Here is a 22,860-nt window from a genome sequence, read left to right on the forward strand (position 1 = left end):
TCGCGAAAGCATCGGGTTCAGGCGCTGTGGGCCAGGGGTTGCGCCGTTTGCAGGCGGGCGGTGAGGAAGTTCAGGGTGCGAATGAATTTCCACAGGTCGACTTCATGGGCATGCCGCTGGGTCTGCATGAAGCGTTGCTGGCCAAGGTCGAGCCGTTCCGGCGCGAGCTTGATCTGCTGCAGTTGCCGCCAGGCCGGGCTGTCGGCGGCGCGGGCCTGGATGCAGGCGGCGATGAAGCGGCCGGTCATGTTGGCCAGGTTGCCGATGCCCGACGGCGTATTGAGGTAGCCGACGAACATCAGGTCGTCGTGCTCGGCCGGCAACATGCGCATGAACAACCCGTCGAACTCGCGCTTCCAGTCGAACACTTCCTGCGGCAGGAACGGCAGGTCGATGCCGTAGCCGGTGGCCCAGACGATCAGGTCGATGGTTTCCACGCTGCCGTCGCTGAAGTGCACCTGCTGGCCGTCGAAGCGGCTGATGTCCGGCTTGGCGTGGAGGTCGCCGTGGCCGATGTAGTAGAGGACCTGCGAGTTGAGGATCGGATGGCATTCGCGGATGTCGTGGTCCGGCGCCGGCAGGCCGTAGTCGCGGCCATCGAAGCCGGCGAACTTGAAGCTGCGCTCGACATGCGCCCAGTAGGCGTCCTCGTCGCTGAACTTCGGTGCCTGGTCCATCAGCCATTCCTGGGTCGGCTGGCCGTCGATGAACTTGGGCATGTAGTGGTAGCCGCGGCGGGTCGAATGCAGGGCGCGGCTGGCGGTCTGCGCGGCGTCGACGGCGATGTCGCAGCCGGAGTTGCCGCCGCCCACCACCAGCACCCGCTTGCCGCGCAATTGTTCCGCGGAGCGGTAGTCGCGGGCGTGCAGGCTCGGGCCGCTGAAGGTGCCGGGGTAATCGGGGATCTTCGGCACGCCGAGCAGGCCGTTGCACACCACCACCACCGCGTAGCGGGACTGGCTGCCGTCGGCGAAGGTCAGTTGCCAGCCCTGACGGTCCTTGGCCATGTGCGTGACCCGGGTGTTGAAGCGGGTGTGCGCGACGAGCTGGTAGTGCTCGGCCAGTTGCGTGAGGTAGGCGAACACCTGGTTGTGTCGCGGGTAGTCGGGGTAGTCGGCGGGCATGGGGAAGTCGGCGAACTGGGTGTTGCGCCGCGAACTGATGAGGTGCACCGACGCGTACATCTTGGACGCCGGGCCATCGGGCTGCCAGTTGCCGCCGAAGCGCGCGGTGGCCTCGATGATCTCGAAGTTGACCCCGGCCTCGCGCAGGGCCTTGGCCACGCCCAGGCCACTGGCCCCGGCGCCGATGATGGCGATTGTCGGCTGCTGCATTGCGTCGATTCCCTTTGCGGTTGGAGTGGTCAAAGCAGGGCCTTGAGCAGGGTGCGGGCCTGGTCCGGGGTGATTTCCTGGCGGGACAGGCGGTCGAGGATGTCTTGGGGGGTAGGGGGGGCCTTCGCGAGCAAGCTCGCTCCTACAGGATCGCGCTCCACTGTAGGAGCGAGCTTGCTCGCGATGCTTCCCACCCAATACCTGCGCCGAAGGAACGCATACCCCGGCAACGGCACTTTCCGGCCCGGTTCGGCAGCAAGCTCGACATCCATCCCGTCCAGCCAGCGCGCTGCCTCATCCCGCAACCCACCAGCCCCCAACAGCGTCCGCGCTTCACCTTCACGACCTTCCAGCAGCCACTCACCGAGCAACTGCCGCAACTCATCAAAGTCCCCGGCGATCACCGCCAGGCGCACTTCATCGAACCGCTGCCGCCCCGCGCGCAAGGTCCGGGCGACTTCGGCGGTGGTGAAGCCTTCGCGTCCCAGGCGCGCCGTCGGCTGCTGGGGCGCCAGGGCGCGTTCGTGCTCCAGGTGATCGACGAAGCGTTGCAGGTACTCGCGCAATTGCCCCTGGCCACGGGCGCTGAAGACGAACACCCCTGCGCCGGTCACCGGCGGCAGGGCGCTCGGCGCGGCGTCTTCCACCAGCACATGGGCGTTGGCGCCACCGGCGCCGAAGGAGCTGATCGCCGCGACCCGGGGCAAGCCGTCACGGGGGTGCGGCCACGGCGCAAGCTGCTGCTGCACTACAAACGGCGTCTTGCTGAAGTCGATGTTCGGGTTCAGCGGCTCGGCATGGATCGACGGCGCCAGTTGCCGGTGCTTGAACTGCAACAGCACCTTGGTCAGCGCGGCCATGCCGGCAGCCGATTCCAGGTGGCCGAGGTTGGCTTTCACCGAACCGATCGGGCATTGCCAGTCCTCTGGCACCTGGGCGCCGATGGCCTTGCCGAGGCCGCGGATTTCGATCGGGTCACCGAGGCTGGTGCCGGTGCCGTGGGCTTCGATATAGCCCAGCCGCGAGGCCGGCAAGCCCGAACGCTGCAGCGCGCGGCCGATCACCTGGGCCTGGGCGTCGGCGTTCGGCACGGTGTAGCCCGAGGTGCGGCCGCCATGGTTGAGGTCGCTGCCGCGGATCACCCCGTGGATATGGTCGCCGTCGCGCAGGGCCTGGGCCAGCGGCTTGAGCAGCACCACGCCGACGCCTTCGCCGGGCACGTAGCCGTCGCCGTCGGCGCCGAAGCTGCGGCACTGGCCCTGGGTCGAGGCGAAGTTGAGTTCGCACAGGGTGCGGTATTTGTACGGGTGCAGCGACAAGTTGACGCCGCCGGCCAGGGCCAGGTCGCAACTGCCGCCACGGATCAGGTCGCAGGCCAGGTGCAGGCTGGTCAGCGACGACGAGCACATGCTGTCGACGGCGAACGACGGGCCTTCCAGGTCGAGGCAGAACGACACCCGGTTGGCGATCGAGGCGTAGGACGAGTTAGTCAGGGTCGCCGGTTTTTCCGGCCAGGCGCTGGCGCCGTAGAACTGGTATTCGCCGTACATCACCCCGGCGATCACCGCCACCCGCCGCCGTGGCACGCCGGGCAGGCGCGGGCCGGAGAGGCTCTGCGGGGTGTAGCCGGCATCTTCGACGGCATGCCAGGCGGTCTGCAGGAAAAGCCGCTCTTGCGGGTCCATGCGTTCGGCGTCGCGGGGCGAGATGCCGAAGAACAGCGGGTCGAAACAGTCGAAATCATCCAGTTGCCCGCCCCAGCGGGCGTACAGCGGGTTTTCGTCGTCCGCCTGTTGCCAGCGATGGCTGATATCGCTGACCAGATCGTCGCCCGCCGCCAGGTGTTGCCACAGCGCTTGGGCGTCGCGGGCGCCGGGGTAGCGGCCGGCGAGGCCGATGATCGCGATGTCCTGACGCCCGGCATCGGGTTCCATGGCCGGCGCCGGCAGCGGTGGTGCTTCCGCTTGCGCCACCGGGCTGGCGCCTTCGGCCGGCGCCAGGCGGGCGGTCTGCTCGGGGTGCTCGGTTTCCAGCAACACCGCCAGCTCGCGCAGGCTGCGCACTTCGAACAGCACGGTTTTCGACAGGTCGGGGAAGTGCCGCTCAAGGCGCCCGTTCAGTTCCATGACCAGGATCGAATCGAGGCCGAAGACTTCCAGCGAGGTGTCCGGGTCGACGCGCTCCAGCGCGGTGGCGGTGACCTCGGCCAGTTGCTCGCTCAGATAGTCCAGCAGCGACCCGCCCGCTTGCGCGGCGGGCGCGAGGGCCGGCGTTGGCGCGGTGATGCCGAACAGCGTCGCCACCGCGTCGCGCTGGCCGCACACCGGCACCAGCACGGTCTGCGGCAAGGCCAGGCAACGCAGGAAGACGTCGACGCCCTGATCTTCCGGCAGCAGCGCCAGGCCATTGCGGCTCAGCCACTGACGCACCGGTTCCGGCGCCTGCATGCCGTGCTCGGTCTGCCACAGCGGCCAGGCGATCGACAATGAGCGGCCCGCGCCGCCGCGTTGCTGGCGGCGTTCGACGAAGCGGTCGAGCCAGGCGTTGGCCAGGGCGTAGGCGCTCTGGCCGACATTGCCGTGGATCCCGGCCAGCGACGAACAGACCATGAACAGTTTCAGCGGATCCCGCGCCGTGGCCTGGTCCAGGTGCTGCGCGGCGAGGGTCTTGCCCTGCAACACGGCGTGGCGCTCGCTGGCCGGCTGGCGCAAGAAATAGCCGTCGTGCAATACGCCGGCGCAATGAATCACTCCGTGACAGCCACCGAAGCGCTGGCGGATCGCGGCCAGCGCCGTGTGCAGCGAGTCGGCGTCGGCGCAATCGGCCTGCCAGTAACCGGCGTTGGCCGCACCGAGTTGGCAGAGCTGCCGCAACCAGTCTTCGCTGCTGGCATCGGCGTCGCGGCGGCCGAGGATGGCCAGGTTCAAGCCGCCCAGCTTCGCCAGCGCGCCGGCCAGGGCGCGGCCGACGGCGCCCAGCCCACCGCTGATCAGCAGGGTGTCGCCGGGGGCGAAGTCGATGGCCTGGCCGCGTTCGTTCGGGGCCATGAAGCGCAGTGCGGCGAGTTGGCGCTGGCTGTCGCCGAGGCGAATCCGTTGCACGCCGGGTTGCACGGCGGCCAGCAGTTCCGGCTCAAGCTGGACGGGGTTGCCATCCACTTCGATCAGGCTGGCGCTCAGGCTCGGCAGCTCCTGCACCACCGAACGCAACAGCCCTTCGATGGCGCTGGCCGGGCCGGCATCCACCAGCACCCGTACCTGCAAACGCGGCGTGCCGAGGGCCTGACACAGGTGGCGCAGCAGGTCGGCGGCGACGAGCACGGCATCGAGACCATCGCCCAGCGCGGCTTCATTGGCAGCCGGCGCACGCAGGTCCAGCAGCAGGCGTTCGGGGCTCAGTCCCTGGGTGGTCAGCAGGCGCAGCAGCAGGTCGATCTGCCGTGGGTCGTCGAGGTCGGCTTCTACCGTGCGCGGCGCCAGGTAGTGGAACTGGCTGGCGGGGTGCAGGTGCCAACTGTTGTCCAGCACGGCGGCGGGCAGGGCGAGGTCGGGGTTGGCGCGGTAGAGCAGGGTGGTGGCCGGCGCGGCGGTGTGCGCGAGCGGCGCCGCCAGCCAGTACGGCTCCAATAAATGCACCGGCTGTTCCGCGGCAACCCGGTACTGGCGGAACGCGAAGCCGTCGATTTCCAGCAGCAGCGCCCCGGAGTCGGCGAACACGCGGAAGTCGTAGGTGCGCGTCGGCCCATGCTGCGCCGGGTGCGGGCGCACCTGCACATACAGCCGCTCGGTCAGCACGGCATGGCAGCGCAGCGACTGGCAGGCATAGGGCACGAAGGTGGTTTCAATCGGGCCCGCGGTGACGAAGGCGCTTTGCAACACCGCGTCCAGCAGCGCCGGATCGAGGGCGGTCAACGCTTCGTTGGGCCGGGGGCGCAGGCGCACTTCAGTCAGCGCCTGGTCGGTTCCGCGCCAGGCCGCGTGCAGGCACTGGAAGGTCGGGCCGTAGGCGATGCCCAGGCGTTCGAGGGTCGGGTAGAGCTGGCTGAGGTCCAGCGCTTCGCGGCAGTCGCGGCGCAGTTGGGCGAGGTCCGGCGCGCTGTGTGGTGCGTGCGTCAGGGCCCGGCACTCGCCGCGCAGGTGGGTTTCGCCATTGCTCTGGAAACTCAGGCGCAGTCCGCTGTCGTGGCGCTGGTGATGACAGTCGAGGCTGCGCGCTTGCGGGGTGTCGAAGCGCACCGGGCTGGCCCAGGTCAGGGCGCGCAGCTCCAGCGGCAGGTCGAGGCCGTGGCGGTGTGCGCTGTCGATGCAGAAATCCAGATACGCCGCGGCCGGCAGCACCGGCTGGCCCTGGACTCGGTGATCGCGCAGGAAGAACTGCTGCGGATCGAGGCTGATGCGGCGGCTGTCGCTCGTGCTGGCGGCGGCGATGCGCGGCAGTTGATGCAGGTCGCGGGCGAAGGGATACAGCGGCGCGGCCAGCGGGACCGGTGCCTGCGGCCAGAAGCGGCTCCAGTCGGCGAACTGGCCGGCGACCCAGGCGCGGGCCAGGGCGTGGGGATCTTCGCCGGGTGCTTCGGCGTCCGGGAGCGTCCCGGGCCGGACCCGGCCCTGATAGCCCGAGGGCTCGCCGTCGAGAAAACGCGACAGCCCGTCGCGCAGTGTTTGGGTGCCGCCGGCGACCAGTGCAAGCCGGTGATCGAAGGCCGCGCGGCAGCATTGCAGGGTGTAGGCGAGGGCGCCAAGGGCGTCGTCGCCGTGGGGTTCAAGCCAGGCCAGCAGGGCGCTGGCCTGTTCGCGTAATTGGTGGGCACTGCGCGCCGAGAGCACGAACACCGGCACTCCGGCGCTGGCGGTGTGGGCCACGGCATCGGGTGCCTGTTCGACGATGACATGGGCGTTGGCGCCGCCCGCGCCGAACGAGCTGATGCCGGCGCGGCGCACATCACGGCTGTTCCATTCGCGGGCTTCGCGGACGATGCGCAGGTGGCTGTGTTCGAGGCCGGCGTCGGGGTTCAGGGTTTGCGCGTGCAGCGATGGCGCCAGCCGGCGGTGGCGTAACTGCAGCACCACCTTGCACAGGCTGGCCATGCCCGCCGCGGCTTCCAGATGACCGAAGTTGCTCTTCACCGAACCGACATCGCAGGGCTCGTTGCCGGCAGTGGCGAGGGCTTGTTTCAGCCCCTGCAATTCGATCGGGTCGCCCAGCCGGGTGCCGGTGCCGTGGGCTTCGATATAGCTGATACTGGCGGCCGGCACCCGTGCATCGCTCAGCGCCTGTTCGATCAGCTCGGCCTGAGCGCGGGCGCTGGGCACGGTGTAGCCGTTGCTGCGCCCGCCGTGGTTGACCGCGCTGCCCTTGAGCACGGCGAGGATCCGGTCGCCATCGCGGCGTGCCGCCGCCAGCGGTTTGAGCAGCACCGCCGCGACCCCTTCACCGGGCACGAAGCCGTCGGCGCCGCTGCCGAATGCCTGGCAGCGGCCGCTGGGCGAGAGCATGTGTTGCTGGCACAACTGCACGTACTTGGCTGGGTGGCTGTAGAGGTTGACGCCGCCCACCAGCGCCGCGCGGCACTGGCCTTTGCGCAGGCTGTCGATGGCCAGGTGCAGGGCGGTCAGCGATGACGAGCAGGCGGTGTCCACCGCCAGGCTCGGCCCGCACAGGTCCAGGGCCCAGGACACGCGGTTGGCCACCGACCACGGCAGGCCGCTGGGAATCGCCGTCTGCCCGGCCTGCCACAGGGCGGGGCCGAGCAGCGGCCAGGTGTTGCTGGTGATGCCGACGAACACGCCGATGTCCAGCGAACCGTTGGCATGGCGCAGCATGCGGCTGCGTTCGCCGAGGTGACCGCTGTCTTCCAGGGCATGCCAGGCGCATTGCAGGAACAGCCGTTCCTGCGGGTCGAGGCAGGCCGCTTCGCGTGGCGGAATGCCGAAGAATTGCGCGTCGAAACGCTCGATATCGTTGAGGAATCCGCCCCATTTAGCGTAGCTCAGGCCGCTGTCGCGGGCATCGGCCCCGGCCTGGAAAAAGCCCTCCAGCGGCCAGCGCTCGCCAGGAATCTCGCTGATCGAATCCAGGCCGTGCAGCAGGTTCTGCCAGAGCCGGTCGAGGTTGTCGGCATCGGGAAAACGCCCGTGCAGGCCAACGATTGCGATATCCAGGGCGTCACTGTCCGGCCGCCGAAGGGCAAGTGGAGCGAGGTGCGGCCAGGGTGCCTCGGCGCGGGTGGGCGCCGCGGGTGGTTCCGGTTGCGTCGGGTGCTGCTGTTGCAGATAGCGCGCGCAAGCCTCGGGGTGCTCGCGCAGCAGGTGCTCGACCACCTCGCCAAGGGTGCGGCAGTCGAACAGCAGGGTCTTGTTCAGGCCGGGGAACACCGGCTGGATTCGCTCGTTGAAGTTGAGGATCGCCAGGGAGGTCAGGCCGATCTCATGGAACGGCGCCTCATCGTGCAGCGCTGCCGGGGCGAGGCCTGTGGCCTGTTGCAGCAGGCCGCGCACCAACTTCTTGAGCGCGGCCTTGAGGGCGACGTCTTCCCTGGACTGGATCATGTTCACTCCTTGAACCGGCCATGGCGCGGCGTTCGGCGGACACACGGCCGCCGACGCGAAGGCGCCAGGCACTACGGACTTTCAACGGGGTTGAACGGCGACCGGCACACTTCCGGTCGCGGTCCGGCGAAGGTTTACAGCGTGATACTCGTGGCGGGGTAGAACAGGATGTTGAGTACGAAGAGGATCATCCAGAAACCGATTTCCAATGTTTCGGTAATAGGCTGGATCTTCTTGATTGCGCCGTAGACATGCACGAAAAACATCAACGTGAAGACCACGAAAAGAATATCGAAGGCATAACTGAAACTGGTGCCGGTGGTCGCCGAACGTAACATCGCTACTTCAACGACGAGAATGAACGCACCGAGGCAACGACCAAAATAGATGGCCAGGTGTTCATGTTCGGGGACGGTCCAGCGCATGAGCCGGGCCCATTGCAGCGGGGCGAGGAAGATGGGTAAGGCAAAGAACAGGGTGGTCACGATCATCAGGGTGGTGATGTATTCCTTGCTGTATTGCGCATAGTAACCAAGCATTTAAGAACTCCTTGTTCCATCGGCGCATTCAAACGCCATGCAGTAATTATTATTGTTGTGACTGGCTGGTTTTGCGGCTGCAAGAATTGCGATCGGCACGCACTGGTGTCAAGCGCGGTACAGGCGGGCAAGACCAAAGAAGGCGTGGCGGTCGGGAGGTTTAATACTTAAGGCGCGGCACTTTTAGCGCGGGTAAACGTTGCGAGGTAACACAGGGTAGTGGCCGCGTTTCACTGATCGATATGCGACCTTTGTCGAAGACGCAGCCGCTGTTCGGCGCTTGCCGGCCCGCGCCGCCTGGAGGGCGGCGTTGAGGGCCGGTTCGTCATTGCCGGCGCGCGCGGTAACTCACGGATCAGGCTGTATCAGCCAGTCTTTCAAACTGACCACATTGCATGTGCTCAACGGAACACGGCTACCCGGTATCGGACTCTGACTGCTGTACAGACACGCCCAGTGCGAGTACTCGGTGGTGGTGATCCATTCATTACGGCTGCGACTCCAGGTGACCTCCGAGTCATTCGCGCTGCAACTGAGCAGCACTGTGGTTCTGTTGTTGCCACTGCCCGTCCGACCCAGGCAAAAACTGAGGTTTGCGCCGTTGCGTACACGTCCCGACGCTTCCCAAAGCCAGCGTTGGCTTGGCGTGTTGTTCACACATTGGTTGAAGACGATATGCGTCCCGGCCACGGATTGGCCGTTTTTGACATCCAGGCAAAAGTTGTTGTGCTTGTTGACGATACGGCTATAGGGAGAGCCGCTCGACCACAAGAACGCAGGGCGGGAATAATCCGGGGTTCCGATCCTTGCGCTGAGCTGGTTAGCGTCGGAACGATGTAAATACAGATCCTCGCCATTTCCAAGAGTCTTCAGTGAGTGGTTTTCTTCAGTCCAGGTGATGTGCTGGCAGCCAGTCTCATGCAGCACGACCTTGCGGTTACTGCCAGGAGGCGTGGCATAGAGGCAGAGTTTCGGCCTGGCCTCCAGCCAGAACTGAACAGTGTTATTGAAGTACAGCTTGTTCCAGCGCTGGTTGGGGTTGTTCGGGTCACACCGCCAGAGCCCGACCTGTGCACCCGGCACCAGGTTGCCACCCCCCAACACATCAACGCATTGGCTGGTATCTGCCAGGCTATGCAGTAGCACGGCTTTCCCCGAATCATTGCCCAGGCCTTTCGCTTTGCTTGGCGTATTGCTGTTCCATGTCCGTGCCATATCGGCGTGTTGCGCGTTACCCAGGGGTTTGCCGTCTGGCGCATTCTTGTTCGGGTTGGAAAAAGAAAGTACTCGGGTTCCCTGGCGGCACAACAACGATCCATATTTGCCGGTCGAGTATCCGTACTCATAGTTGCCGTCTCCCGGAGAGCAATGCGCGCCGCCGATGTTGTGCCCTATCTCGTGGGCGAATGTATCGGTGGTTGATATGTGCGCCATGCTGTAAGTGCCATAGCGGTCGGCGATTCCGGCCACGTTACCCTGAGGTGCAGAGGCGAAGAAGCCGGCAATCAGGTCGGCGTTGGGGTAGTTGGGAAAAGCATCTTTGAGTTTGTTCAGGTTTACGTTGTTGATCACATAGTCGGTCGGTGTGGTCGAGATCCCGGAGAGCGCGACCCTGATGTTGGTTATTCCAGAGTTTCTCAGCGCGAGGTTCAAGGTTTCGATCTGCGCCAGTGCGAAACTCCTGGGGTCACCGACCTGGCGGGCCGCCGCTTCCGAGAACCCCACAAGTACCGTGAGAACATGCTCCTGGTTACTGTCGGCGGATGTCGTTGTGTCATTGAGTCTTTGTCGATGGGCCTGTTCGTCTTGCGGGTCCGTGACGAAGTCGTCTTTTTGCCCATCGAACGCGATTTCTTCCTGAAAGGTCTGGCTGCCGTCCGCTTTGCCAAGCACCACACCGCGCCGGGAAGAGGTACTGACCAGGGCGGTGAAACTGCCGTCGTCCTGATTGACCAGGACGATGAAACCATCTGGCTCGCCTTGTTTGCTGAGCAGAACCGAACTGCTGACGTGGTACGCCTCAAAGGTCGTTCGTGGCTCCAGTCGCGGTGCTTGCATTTCTGCCAACAACGCTGAGCTGCTGACTTCGGCACGGTTCTCCAGCAGCGATGGCAGGTCCAGAAAGTGCCCGCTTACAGGCGCGTTATCAGCGCTGTATGCCGGTATATGCAGCCCTGTCATTACTATCGTCGTTAAAAGAGGGCGGAGTAGTTTTGCGATGCCCATGGGTGACTCCTGTTCTGTAAAGTCGATCGTTCATGAGGACTACAGGAAGCCTGTAAAGCGCTTGTCAGCACACGTTAAGGAGCTGCTCAGCCTCTGTCACCTGACAAAAATGTCAGTGCTTTACATCCATTGGGCATTGCTGGGGGCGACTATTGGTTCGGCCAGGAATAAGCCTCACCGGCATCAGAAGTTGATGGGTGTTTCGGTTTATACCGGTCAGTTCAACCTCTTGGGGCGCTTCGCGAGCAAGCTCGCTCCTACCGAACGGCCGCAAAGCGGCCCCAACGGCTTATTCGAGAGTGAATGAGACGTTGGGACGCTGTTCTTGGGTCAGTTCAAATACGGAATTGCCGCACCAGCGCACGCAAATGCGCTTCCAGCGACGACAGGCTTTTCGCCGTTTGCGCACCCTGGCGGGTTTGCTCGGCGACGCTCTCCACCGCCACTGCGATCTGGTGCACGCTCTGGTTGATCTCTTCGGCCACGGCGGTCTGTTCTTCTGCGGCGCTGGCGATCTGCGCGTTCATCGAGCTGATGGTGCCGATCAACGTGGCCATGGCATCCAGCGAGGTGCCCGCTTCGCTGGCCTGGTTGCGAGTGGCGTCGCCGGTCTCGCAGGAATGACGCATCGATTCCACCGCCGAGTGGGTGCCGGTGGTGAGGCGGTCGATCATCACCTGGATTTCCTGGGTGCTCTGCTGGGTGCGGCTGGCGAGCCCGCGCACCTCGTCGGCGACCACCGCGAAGCCGCGCCCGGCCTCACCGGCCCGCGCGGCTTCGATGGCGGCATTGAGCGCCAGCAGGTTGGTCTGCTCGGCGATCGAGCGAATCACCCCGAGCACGCTGACGATGGACTGCACGTCCTGTTGCAGGCTGTCCAGCGACGTACCGCTGCCACGGATGTTTTCCACCAGCGCGTGGATGCGCTTGATGCTGCCGTCCACCACCTGCCGCGCCTGCTGGCCCTGGGTGTCGGTTTCCTGCGCGGCATGGGCGGCGTTCTGCGCGCTGTGCGCCACTTCCTGGGCGGCGGCGGACATCTGGTTGATCGCCGTGGCCACCTGGGTGGTCTCGTGGCGTTGTTGTTCCATGGCCGCTTCCGAGCGACGGCTCTGGCTTTCCACCGACTCCACCAGGCTCGACAGCTCGCCGCTGACTTCCACCACCTGACGCACCAGGCTCTGGATCTTCTCGACGAAACGGTTGAACGAGCCGGCCAACTGGCCCAGCTCGTCATTGCCGGCGCGCAGGCGGTGGGTGAGGTCGCCGTCACCGGCGGCGATGTCGTCGAGGTTGTCTTTCATGGCCTTGAGCGGCTTGAGCAGGGCATTGCTCAGGGTCAGCCCGGCGATGCCGAGGATCACCAGCAACACGGCAGCGATGCCCAGGATGCTGGTGAGGATCGACTGGATACGCTGGTCGATCTCTGCGCGCAGTTCGGTAATGCGCAGCTCGATATTGTCCAGGTTGACCGCCGTGCCCACCGCCATGTCCCACTTCGGCAGGTAGTAGCTGTAGGCGAGCTTGGGCACCTGCACGCTCTCGTTGCCCGGCAGCGGCGAGCTGTAATTGACGAAGCGGCTGCCGTCCTTGGCCACCCGCACCAGCTCGCGGTTGATGAACACCCCGTTGACGTCCTTGCGTTCACTGAGGTTCTTGCCGACGTCTACCGGGCTGTCGCCGCGGAACAGGCGCACCACGTTGGAGTCGTGGGCGAAGAAATAGCCGTCCTTGCCGTATTTGATCTTCGACAGTACCGCGATCGCCTGCGTCCGGCTGGCCTCGTCGCCGTTGGCGGCGGCGTCGTACAGGCCCTGCACCGAGCCGAGAGCGATCTGCATGTAGTCTTCGAGGCTCTGGCGGCTTTCGTCGACCAGGCGTTGGCGGGTTTCACTGACTTCGTTTTCGGCGAGGTGGCGCAGGATCCGGTCCGCTGCGCCACTGATGACCAGGGCGAACACAAGGACCGGGAGGACAGCGAGCAACAGCATTTTTGTTCTTAGAGTCAACTGCATCTTCGTTTCCTCAGTGGCGTCGCACATTGCGAGGGGTTTACCGATTCATCGGCAGGGCTGGGGAAAGCTGAAGAGGGTGGCATTTTGCTTCAGGGCTATTGTTTTCGGGCACATCCCGCCCTTCATCCAACTGTCATGTAACGAGATATATCCTCCAACCCTGGAATAGGTCAGGACTCTCGCATGAAAGGCAGCGCTTCCCTGTTTGCGGCCGTGGATCTCGGCTCCAATGCATTTCGTATGACCATCGGCCAGCAGGTCGTGTGCAACCGTCGCCTGGTCATTCGCAAGGTGAAGAGCCTGCGCGAGCCGGTGCGCCTGGCTGAAGGGCTGCAAGGCGATGCGCTGGATGCCCTGGCGCTGGAGCGGGGCTGGCAGGCATTGGCGCGGTTCGGCAAGCATCTCAGCGGGTTCCGCGAAGGCAGCGTGCGCGCCGTGGCCACCAGTGCGGTGCGACAGGCGCGCAATGCGGCGGTGTTTCTCGAAGGCGCGGAAGCCCGCCTGGGTTTCCCCATCGACGTGATCTCCGGCCAGGAAGAAGCGCAACTGGTCTATTCGGGCATCGCCCACACCATGCCCTGCGAGAAAACCACCCGCCTGGTGGTGGATATCGGCGGCGGCTCCACCGAGTTGATCGTCGGTCGCGGCAAGCAACCGATCTTCAGCGAAAGCCTGACCATCGGCAGCGGCACCTTCGGCAAACGCTTTTTCCCTGGCGGACGGGTCGACAGCCGTTCGCTGCAACTGGCGGAGCAGAGCGCCTGCCTGGAATTTTCCCGGGTCGCCCGGGAGATTGGTGCGCACGGCTGGCACGCGGCGATCGGCTCGTCCGGCACTGCGCGCATGCTGGCGCGGGTGCTCAAGGCCAACGGCCTGAACGACGGCGGGCGTGACGGCATCACCTATGCCGGCCTGCTGCGTCTTTCCCTGAGCTTGCTCGAAGCCGGCCACGTCAAGCGCGTGAAACTCTGCGGCCTGCAGGAACATCGTCTGGGCATGCTGCCCGGCGGTCTGGCGATCATGCTGGCGGCGTTCAAGGCCTTCGGCATCGACGACATGACCCCGTCCGAGCCCGGCCTGCGCTTCGGCCTGCTGCACAGCCTGATGGACAACGGTTCGGCCCGACACTGATAAATTGCCCTTGAGTACCCGCATGATCACCACTCAGGGTCACCACCAGGACGCCGATCTCAACGGCCTGCTCTACGGCTTCGTCTTTCGCCCCGGCCAGCCGGGCCGGGAGATCGACTCGACGCAGGCCCTGGAACTGCTGCTCAATCCTGGCGAGCCGGAAGAATTCCTCTGGCTGCACATGAACCTTGCGCACGCCGCCTGCGAGCGCTGGATGAAAGGCAGCCTCGACCTGCCGGAAACCTTCTTCGAAACCCTGCGCGAAGGCTCGCGCTCGACCCGCATCGAACACACCGACACCGCCTTGCTGGCGGTGGTCAACGACGTGGTGTTCAACTTCGGCCTGGTGTCATCGGACGTCTCTACGCTCTGGGCCTGCGCCCGCAGCCGGCTGCTGGTCAGCGCGCGCTTGCAGCCGCTGCACTCGGTAGACCGCTTGCGTTCCTCGGTGAAACGCGGCGAACGCTTTGCCTCCACCGTCGAGCTGCTGATTCACCTGTTGGGTGACCAGGGTGATCTGCTGACCCAGATCGTCCGCGAAACCACGTTGAACGTGGACCGTATCGAAGACCAGTTGCTGTCCCAGCGCCTGAGCAACAACCGTGCGGAACTGAGCGGAATGCGCCGCGTGCTGGTGCGCCTGCAACGCCTGTTGGCGCTGGAACCGGGCTCGCTGCTGCGCCTGCTCAATCGCCCGCCGGATTGGCTGCGCGAGCAGGACATGCGTCAGTTGCGCTCGGCCACTGAAGAGTTCGCGGTGATCATCAACGACCTCACCGCGCTGGTGGAGCGGATCAAGCTGTTGCAGGAAGAGATCGCCGCCAAGCTCACCGAAGAGAACAACCGCACGCTGTTCACCCTGACAGTGGTGACGGTGCTGGCGCTGCCGATCAACATCATTGCCGGCTTCTTCGGCATGAACGTGGGGGGGGTGCCGTTGGCGGATGACCCGCACGGGTTCTGGGTGCTGGTGGCGCTGGTGGCGACCTTTACCGTGCTGGCGGGGCGCTGGGCGTTTCGCAAGCGTGGGGATTATTGATCGCTGGCAAGCCGGCCCCCACAGTCCCTGCGGGAGCTGGCTTGCCAGCGATCAATCAATGTTGAGCTTGGTCAGAACAGCTTGCTCAACACCCAATACAAACTCCCCGACAACAGAATCGCCGCCGGCAAGGTCAGCACCCAGGCCATCAGCAGGTTGCGCACCGTCCCCCACTGCAACCCCGAGCCGTTGGCGGTCATGGTTCCGGCCACGCCCGAAGACAGTACCTGGGTCGTTGACACCGGCAAACCATACAAGTCGGCCGCGCCGATGGTCAGCATCGCCACGGTTTCCGCCGAAGCACCTTGTGCGTAGGTAAGGTGGGTCTTGCCAATGCGCTCGCCGACGGTCACCACGATGCGTTTCCAGCCCACCATGGTGCCCAACCCCAGGGCGATGGCCACGGCGACCTTGACCCACAGCGGAATGAAGCGAGTCGCATCGTCGATCTGTTTCTTGAAGGCTTGCAGCTTGGCGCTGGTGTCGGCGTCGAAGCCGCCGACCTTGTCCTTGTCCATCAGGCGAATGGCTTCGGAGGCCAGGTACATGTCGTTGCGCACGTTGGCCATGGCTTCGGCCGGCACCCGCGACAGCGAACCGTAGCCTTTCACCTGGGCGCCGATCTGGCCCGACAGCACGGCCAGCGCCGGCACCAGTTCAGGCGTGACCTGCTTGGTGCGCACGTAGGTTTCCAGCACCGGACGCGGATCGGCGGGGGCCGGCAGCGGGGCACTGCGTTGCAGGGCTTGTTGGGTCACTTCGGCCACTGCGGCGAACTGGATGGCCTGGCTTTCCGGCATGGTGCGGTTGAGCGCGTAGGCCATGGGCAGGGTGCCGATCAGGATCAGCATGATCAGGCCCATGCCTTTTTGGCCGTCGTTGGAGCCGTGGGCGAAGGACACGCCGGTGCAGGTGAGGATCAACATGCCGCGAATCCACCACGGCGGCGGCGCGTCACCTTCAGGGGCCTTGTACAGCGCGCGGTTTTTCACGAACAGGCGCAGGGCCAGAAGCAGCAGCCCCGCGCAGACGAAGCCGACCAGCGGCGACAGCAGCAGCGAATAACCGACCTTGGTCGCCTGCGCCCAGTCCACGCCGCTGGTGCCGTCGCGGCCGTGCATCAGCGCGTTGGCGATGCCGACGCCGATGATCGAACCGATCAAGGTGTGCGACGACGAAGCCGGCAGCCCCAGCCACCAGGTGCCGAGGTTCCAGATGATCGCGGCAATCAGCAGGGCGAAGATCATCGCGAAGCCGGCCGACGAGCCGACCTGCAAAATCAGCTCCACCGGCAGCAGGGCGATGATGCCGAACGCCACTGCGCCGCTGGACAGCAGTACGCCGAGGAAGTTGAAGCAGCCGGACCAGACCACCGCGAAATGCGCCGGCAGGGAGTTGGTGTAGATCACCGTGGCAACGGCGTTGGCGGTGTCGTGGAAGCCGTTGACGAACTCGAAGCCAAGGGCGATCAGCAAAGCGATGCCCAGCAGCAGGAAGGGCGTCCAGGTGGTGACCACGGCATTCATGTCGCCGACGTCGCGCACCAGGCTCCAGGCCGAGAACAGGATGCCGGCGGCAATGATGATGAAGAAAATCGCCGAGGCGAGCCGGCCAGGCTTGTGCACGAGCTGCGGGCGAGGGCCCGCAGCACGTGGGGAAGGCGTTGCGGTGAGTGTGCTGGTGTCCATGTTCCGGTACCGGTGAGGGGAGGGCACCAGTGATTATCGGAAGTGGATGTTACAGGATGTGTCTACATCGAAATCAGTAGACCTCCGGCACGATCAGCGCTTGCGGCGTCGGCGTGCGGCTGTAGTCGGCCTGGCGCACCCGTTGCGGCAGCGACACGGTCGGCGTCTGCACCTCTTCATACGGCACCTGGTCGAGCAAGTGCTGGATGCAATTCAGGCGGGCCTTTTTCTTGTCGTCCGCCTGCACCACCCACCAGCGCGCTTCATCGATATGGGTGCGCTCGAGCATGATTTCCTTGGCCTTGGTGTAGGCCTCCCAGCGCCGGCGGGATTCCAGGTCCATCGGGCTGAGTTTCCATTGCTTGAGCGGGTCGTGGATACGGCTGAGGAAGCGCAGGTTCTGTTCCTGGTCGGAGATGGAAAACCAGTACTTGATCACCTGGATCCCGGAACGCACCAGCATGCGTTCGAACTCCGGCACGCTGCGGAAAAACTCTTCGTACTGATCGTCACTGCAAAAGCCCATGACCCGCTCGACGCCGGCGCGGTTGTACCAACTGCGGTCGAACAGCACCACCTCACCGGCTGCCGGCAGGTGCGGCACGTAGCGCTGGAAGTACCATTGGGTCTGTTCGCGGTCGTTCGGCGCGGGCAGGGCGGCGACCCGGCAGACCCGCGGATTGAGGCGCTGGGTGATGCGCTTGATCACCCCACCTTTGCCGGCGGCGTCACGGCCTTCAAAGAGGATCACGATCTTGTGGCCGGTCTTGACCACCCAGCTCTGCAGCTTGACCAGCTCGCCCTGAAGTCGGAACAGCTCGCGGAAATAGCGACGGCGCGCTGCTTTTTCCGGGCTGTCCGGGAGGTTTTCGTCGAACAGTTCGTCGAGGTTTTCAGCGTCTTCGGCCAGCTCCAGTTCAAGCTCTTCGTCGCTGTGGTCGATCAGCTCGTGGTAGATGCGCTGGATCAGGGAGTCATCGGTCAGGATCATCATGTGTCTCGCTCACGGTAATAGCGCCGATGTTAGGCAGGCTCCGTGGCAGGCAAGTGACAATCCGGGCGGCTACTTCAGCGGCACGAAAATATCCGTCTGCCACTGCTCTTGCGGCGTTTGCGGGAACACGCTCAGGTACTGGAAAAACAGCGGCTGGTCGCGCAATTCTTCGCCGCTGGCGGGCAGCCAGTCGCGGTAGATCGGGTAGATGCTTTCGCCGATGTGGTCGGGCGAACCCGAATGGCGCACCACGGCGTAGCGACCGCCGCCGATGACCCGCTCGCCGACGGCGAAATCGTTGGGCCGCACCGCCTCGTTGATCTCGCCGCAGACGGCGAAGTGGAAGTGTTCTGGTGGCGTGGTGTCGGGGTTGTTGAACGGAATGCCGAACGTGCGGCTCGACGCCACCGGCGACTGGCCGCTGTGGATGCGCCAGTCGATAAAGCGGCGCACCGTCTCCGGCACCAGCCCCGGAGGGCCGATATGCTCCAGTGCGGCAACGCGGACTTCGGCGAAATCGACGATTCTGACCTGCATGGTGATGCTCCTGGAAAAGTGAGGGATGGCGAACACCGCGTTCCAGACCTGCCAGTTCGGCGCCTTGCGAAACGCGCTGGGGCTCATGCCGAAGTCCCGGCGAAACGCCCGGCTGAACGCCTCCGGGCTTTCGAACCCGGCGCCCAGCGCGGCGTCCAGCACCGAATGCCCGGCGCTTTGCACCAGCCGATGCGCGGCCCGGCGCAGGCGCATCAGTTGCACATAACGGGCAACCGGCACGCCGACAAAGGCCGAAAACTGGCGGTGAAAATGGAACTCCGAGAAATTCGCCAGATGGCTCAGGGTCTTGACCGACAGATCGCCTTCGAGGTTGTCGGCGATGTGGGTCAGGACGGTGGCGAAGCGTTTGGCGTAACTGGAGTCGCTGGACATCTCGGGTACCGTGGGCTGGTTTTGCGGTAGGCACAGGATCGGTGATTGACGGGTGGGCGCGCCTAGCCGGGTTTGCTCGATGGTGGGGGAGATTGCGGGCCGGCTCAATGGGAGGGGCGCAAAACGGTCCTGTCAAACTCCGCTCGATTGGCTCTTTATCAACCGTCATTCGGTCCCTATTCTGCTGTCCATTTGCCCGGAACCACTCTTCATGGATTCACTGCTGCTGACCATCATCCTCGGCGCCGCCCTGGCCGGGTTCGTCCAGGGCCTGTCGGGCTCGAACTTCGGTCTGGTGGCCATGGCGGTCTGGGCCTGGGCGCTGGATCCGACCCTGACCGGGCCGCTGGTGGTCTGCGGCTCGCTGGTGGGGCAGGTGCTGGCGGCGGGAACCTTGCGCCGAGGGCTGAAGCGCGAGCATCTGGTGCCGATGCTGATCGGCGGGCTGGCCGGGGTGCCGCTGGGCGTGGTGTTGCTGCATGCCATCGACCCGCTGGTGTTCCGCCTGCTGGTGGGGATCGTGTTGGCGCTGTGGTGCCCGCTGATGCTGTTTTCCAGCAATTTGCCGACGCTGCGACTTGGCGGACGCAAGGCTGATGCGGCGGTGGGCGTGCTGGGCGGGGTGATGGGCGGCATCGGCGGCCTGACCGGTCCGGCGCCGGCGCTGTGGGCGGTGCTCAAGGGCTGGGACCGCGATACCCAGCGCTCGGTGATCCAGGGTTTCAACCTGGGGATGCAGTTGCTGACGATGATCACCTATCTGGTTTCCGGCACCGTGTCCGCCGAAGCCCTCGGCCTGTTCCCGGTGGTGGCGCTGGCGGTGCTGCTGCCCACCTTCGCCGGAATCCGCGCCTATCGGCATTTCAGTGATATCGCCTTTCGCAAGATAGTGCTGGGGTTGCTGGCGTTGGCGGGTGTGCTTTTGATCATTCAGTCGCTGCCGCACATTGCCCAGGCTCGCAGCGCCGCCCCTGAAACCCTTGTCTCCAGGGCAGCGCAACCCTCCAGGCAAGCGCTTATGGCCCCAACATCCGCCAACTCTCCGTGAGCTCCCGACCCAATCGCCGCAGCCGGGAACCCTCACTCACTTTGGGGCGAACCGCTCCCACCAGCCGGGCCGGCTGGTTTGCTGCTGATAGGTCTGCACCTGGTCAGCCACGCTGCCGAGCAGTTGCGCGACCGTCGAGCCGCGCCGGGCCACGTAGGCATCCAGCTCGGCGATGGCTTTTTCCAGCACCCCATAGCCACCGGTAAACACCGCCGAGGTCATCTCCGTGGCGCTGGCGCCGGCCAGCAGGAAGCGGGCGACGTCCAGCCCGGTGCGCGCGCCGTTGGTGGCGATCAGCGGGTAGTCGTCGGCCATGGCCTTGCGGGTCAGCATCAGCCAGCGCGCCGTCAGTGGCAGCGCCCAGGAGCCGCCGATCGCGGCGCTGGTGCCGAGCAGCGGCAGGCCGCTGTCCAGGTCCGGCAAGAAGCCCATGAAACGGCCCATCATCACCACGCTGTCGGCGCCACCACGCCGCGCCGCCTGGGCCAGGCCGACCACGTCTTCGCTCTGGCCGGTGAGCTTGATCCACAACGGCAAGGTGGTCGCCTGGCGAATGCGCCGGACGATCGTTTCAATGCGCTCGGCACCGCGTTCCAGGACGATCGCGCCCTTGGCCGCTTCCTCGCCGTGGGGCGCGCCGATGTTCAGTTCCAGCACCCGCAGCCCGGCCTGTTCGATCTGCCGGGCGTAGTCGGCGCATTGTTCCAGGTCGCTGAGGATCAGGCTCGGGATCACATACGCGTCGAGGGTGCGGGCGTAGTGGTCGAGCTGGACCAGTTCGTCGAGCCAGTCGGCGAAGTCGCGCTGCACCAGGCCTGAGCGGCCGAACAGGCTGGCGTCGGCCGGCGGGTTGAAGTCCCAGGGCAGGGGATTCCACTGGGCGTCGAGCAGCACGTAGTCGGTCTTGTCCAGTTGCGCCTTGGCCGCCGCGGATTCGTTGGTGGACTTGGCCACCACCGCGCCCGCGCCGGTGTCCAGCGCGGCACGGATCGCCGCTGCGGTCATGGTCTGTTCACCCGCGCCGCAGATCACCGGGTTTTTCAGGGTGAGCTGGCCGAGGGTGGTGGTCAGTCGGGTCATGGGCGCGCTACTCACAGGTTCATCAGGCGGGCGGCGTTGCCCGAGATCATTTTGCGGATGTCGGCGTCGCTGTACTCCAGGTCCAGGAGTTGGCCGATCACGTTGCGGAAGCCGTCGGCGATGTTCGGGTTGCCCTGCTGGCCGAGGTCGGAGCCGAGGATGGTGAGGTCGATGGTGCCGGCCTCGATCACTTCGCGCAGGAAGGTGTCGTCATAGAATTTGAACTTCGACCCCGGCACCCACATGCACATCGAGTGCTCCATGAACACGCCTTCGCGGGCCAGTTGGCGCATGTCGTCGAGGGTGGCGTCGACCACGTAGGTCGGGTGGTTGACCAACAGGCGCTTGACCCCGCGCTGGCGCGCTTCCTCGAACAGCGGCCAGATTTCGCGGATGTTCAGGTGGCCGGCGGAAAGCACCACGTCCTGGGCGGCGATCAGGTCGAGGATGGCCTTGACCTCTTCCTTGAGCTTGCCGTCATCGTCCAGCACGGTCAGCGGAATGGGCTGCAGCATGCGCTGGGTGGTCTGCGGGAATTTGTCGACGAACTTCACGTCCTGGTGGTGATGGGCGATGTGGTTGGCCGAGGAGAAGGTCGGCATCCACACCAGCTTGGCGCCGAGGTTCAGGCCATGTTCCACGGCGTGGACGTTGAGGCCGCCCACCGAGTTGTTCAGCGGAACCCCCGACAGCATGTGCACGTTCAGTTCGCTGAAGTGTTTGTTGAGCAGGGTGGTGACCGGCGTGCAACTGTAATAGTGGTCCTTGAGCAGCACGGCCTTGAGGCCGGCTTCGGAGGCTTCGCGCATGGCTTCGATGTGGTCGCAATAGCGCGGCATCACCGAGGGACCGCTGTGGCAGTGCAGGTCGATGGCGCCGACCAGCAGGTCGTTGATGTGGGCCTGGCGTTCGTCGTTGGCGGTGGGGGTGAGAATGGCGTTCATGGGGCTACCTCTTTTTCTTGTTGGGTAGCGACTCAGCGGGCCGAGTCGCGAAAATGTCGGGCGTGCTGGCTCCAGCCGGCGCGCAGCAGCGCCTGGTCCGAGCCGAGGATGAAAAAGCTCACGCCGCGGGCGGCGAAGCGGTCGAGGTCTTCGAGGCTGGCGACGAAGATGCCGCTGGCCTTGCCGGCGCGGGCGGCGGCGTCGAGTACGCGGTTGACGGCGGCCTCGACCCGCGGATCGTCGAGGCGCTCGGCGCCGAGTGACACGGCGAGGTCGGCGCGCCCGACCAACAGGCAGTCGATCTGCTCGACGCTGGCGATGGCGGCGAGGTTGTCCAGCGCTTCGCGGTCTTCGATCTGGGCGACGATCGCGTGGCGGCCGTCCTCGGCGGCGAGGTGCTCGGCGAGGGTGGCGCGGCCGTAGCCGCCGGCCCGCGGCGAATTGGAAAAACCACGAGTGCCGTCGCGATAGCGGGTGCCTTGCAGTATTTGCCGGGCCTGGCCGGCGTCGATGATGTGCGGCAGCACCAGCCCGTCGGCACCGAGATCGAGGGCTTGCAGCAAGGTCGCCGGGCGCGCGTCGGCGACCCGCACCAGACCGCTGACGGACGCGGCGCGACAGGCCAGCAGACCCAGGTCGAGGCTGCCCTGGTCGAAGGGCGCGTGCTCGGCATCCAGCACCACCGCATCCAGGCCAGCATCCCCGGCAATTTCCACCACGGCATGGCTGGGGGTCTTGATGAAACTGCTGAGCAGCGGCTCGCCGGCGCGCAGCCGGGTGGCGAAGGTGACCGCGCTCATGCCGATACCGCTGCGTCGGCGAACTCGCCGGCCTGGTATTCGATCAGGTGGCGGTAGTCGTCACGGATCGGCGAGAACACATCCAGGTTCATCACCACTTCAGTGCCGAGCGGTTCGGCGTAATGCACCACGTGCGGCGGGATGCGGATCATGCTGCCGGGGCCGCCTTCGACCACCTCGTCGCCGAGGTGAAAACGCACGCGGCCCTGAACGATGATTACCAGTTGTTCGAAGGTGTGGCTGTGGGGGAAGACATCCATGCCCGGGCTTAGCCAGTTCATGACGCACAACGTGTCGTCGCCACGAAAGGCCACCCGTTCCACTCCCTTGCGCACGACTTCCCGTGGCAGGTCATTCCAGTTATGCAGCAGTGCCTGGGCGAGGCTCATCGGCGAATCTCCTTTTTGTTTTCTATAGAGGAACAGTGTTTCGATGTGAGATAAACCTACGCCTGCCGTATCGAGGCGGTCAAGCCCCTTTTTCAACCTTGACAGCGGCTTTTGAACGGCCCTAGGATTGTGTCGTTCAAAAGAACAACATTTCG

Annotated in this window: 14 protein-coding genes and 1 pseudogene; 3 read left to right on the forward strand and 12 right to left on the reverse strand. The window is 65.1% G+C overall.

From position 1 onward, the window contains the following. Positions 1-17: 17 nt before the first annotated feature. The 5 genes from NTD88_RS09000 to NTD88_RS09020 all read right to left on the reverse strand — a co-directional run bounded on the left by NTD88_RS09000 (position 18) and on the right by NTD88_RS09020 (position 12,662). Complete coding sequence (locus NTD88_RS09000) at positions 18-1,334, reverse strand: flavin-containing monooxygenase (RefSeq protein WP_262155098.1); 1,317 nt, start codon at positions 1,332-1,334, stop codon at positions 18-20. Positions 1,335-1,363: 29 nt separating this feature from the next. Further along, the gene (locus tag NTD88_RS09005; RefSeq protein WP_262155099.1) at positions 1,364-7,882 is read right to left on the reverse strand and encodes an SDR family NAD(P)-dependent oxidoreductase; all 6,519 of its coding nucleotides are present in this window, start codon (positions 7,880-7,882) and stop codon (positions 1,364-1,366) included. 134 nt (positions 7,883-8,016) lie between these two features. After that, on the reverse strand, positions 8,017-8,421 hold the full coding sequence (locus NTD88_RS09010; protein WP_095158797.1) for a hypothetical protein: 405 nt from the start codon (positions 8,419-8,421) through the stop codon (positions 8,017-8,019). 348 nt (positions 8,422-8,769) lie between these two features. Beyond that, positions 8,770-10,647 (reverse strand): ricin-type beta-trefoil lectin domain protein, encoded by a 1,878-nt coding sequence (locus NTD88_RS09015; protein WP_262155100.1) that lies wholly within the window; start codon positions 10,645-10,647, stop codon positions 8,770-8,772. A gap of 335 nt (positions 10,648-10,982) precedes the next feature. Continuing rightward, positions 10,983-12,662, reverse strand: a complete 1,680-nt coding sequence (locus NTD88_RS09020) for a methyl-accepting chemotaxis protein (protein WP_262155101.1) — start codon at positions 12,660-12,662, stop codon at positions 10,983-10,985. Between the two features lie 183 nt (positions 12,663-12,845). Here NTD88_RS09020 and NTD88_RS09025 point away from each other — a divergent pair, with 183 nt between their 5' ends. Both NTD88_RS09025 and NTD88_RS09030 read left to right on the forward strand, forming a co-directional pair. Further along, positions 12,846-13,793 carry a Ppx/GppA family phosphatase gene (locus tag NTD88_RS09025; RefSeq protein WP_262155102.1) on the forward strand — a complete coding sequence of 316 codons (948 nt, stop codon included), beginning with the start codon at positions 12,846-12,848 and terminating at the stop codon, positions 13,791-13,793. 3 nt (positions 13,794-13,796) lie between these two features. Then, positions 13,797-14,832: pseudogene (locus NTD88_RS09030) on the forward strand (transporter). Between the two features lie 71 nt (positions 14,833-14,903). On the opposite strand, the gene NTD88_RS09035 reads toward NTD88_RS09030, so the two are convergent. From NTD88_RS09035 to NTD88_RS09045, 3 genes are all read right to left on the reverse strand, one after another. After that, on the reverse strand, positions 14,904-16,520 hold the full coding sequence (locus NTD88_RS09035) for an inorganic phosphate transporter (RefSeq protein ID WP_262155103.1): 1,617 nt from the start codon (positions 16,518-16,520) through the stop codon (positions 14,904-14,906). Positions 16,521-16,593: 73 nt separating this feature from the next. Continuing rightward, positions 16,594-17,511 (reverse strand): polyphosphate kinase 2, encoded by a 918-nt coding sequence (gene ppk2 / locus NTD88_RS09040; protein ID WP_095158875.1) that lies wholly within the window; start codon positions 17,509-17,511, stop codon positions 16,594-16,596. 72 nt (positions 17,512-17,583) lie between these two features. Continuing rightward, positions 17,584-18,444, reverse strand: a complete 861-nt coding sequence (locus NTD88_RS09045) for a GyrI-like domain-containing protein (RefSeq protein ID WP_262155104.1) — start codon at positions 18,442-18,444, stop codon at positions 17,584-17,586. 211 nt (positions 18,445-18,655) lie between these two features. Here NTD88_RS09045 and NTD88_RS09050 point away from each other — a divergent pair, with 211 nt between their 5' ends. Further along, positions 18,656-19,492, forward strand: coding sequence for a sulfite exporter TauE/SafE family protein (locus tag NTD88_RS09050; protein WP_262155105.1), 837 nt, complete (start codon positions 18,656-18,658; stop codon positions 19,490-19,492). A 36-nt stretch (positions 19,493-19,528) separates the two neighbouring features. On the opposite strand, the gene NTD88_RS09055 is transcribed toward NTD88_RS09050, so the two are convergent. From NTD88_RS09055 to NTD88_RS09070, 4 genes are read right to left on the reverse strand one after another with little or no spacing between them, the layout of a single operon-like run. Beyond that, entirely contained in the window at positions 19,529-20,572 is a 1,044-nt protein-coding gene (locus tag NTD88_RS09055; RefSeq protein ID WP_262155106.1) for a dihydroorotate dehydrogenase, read from the reverse strand. Positions 20,573-20,583: 11 nt separating this feature from the next. Next, positions 20,584-21,516, reverse strand: coding sequence for a DUF6282 family protein (locus NTD88_RS09060; RefSeq protein ID WP_095158805.1), 933 nt, complete (start codon positions 21,514-21,516; stop codon positions 20,584-20,586). Positions 21,517-21,548: 32 nt separating this feature from the next. Further along, on the reverse strand, positions 21,549-22,316 hold the full coding sequence (locus tag NTD88_RS09065; protein ID WP_262155107.1) for an HpcH/HpaI aldolase family protein: 768 nt from the start codon (positions 22,314-22,316) through the stop codon (positions 21,549-21,551). Continuing rightward, a complete protein-coding gene (locus NTD88_RS09070) occupies positions 22,313-22,705 on the reverse strand; it encodes a cupin domain-containing protein (protein WP_095158807.1) in 393 nt (130 codons plus the stop codon). The genes NTD88_RS09065 and NTD88_RS09070 overlap by 4 nt, the downstream gene beginning before the upstream one ends. Positions 22,706-22,860: the final 155 nt, after the last annotated feature.

Origin of the sequence: Pseudomonas sp. 20P_3.2_Bac5 (genome assembly GCF_025466035.1) — a bacterium.
Classification (GTDB): domain Bacteria; phylum Pseudomonadota; class Gammaproteobacteria; order Pseudomonadales; family Pseudomonadaceae; genus Aquipseudomonas.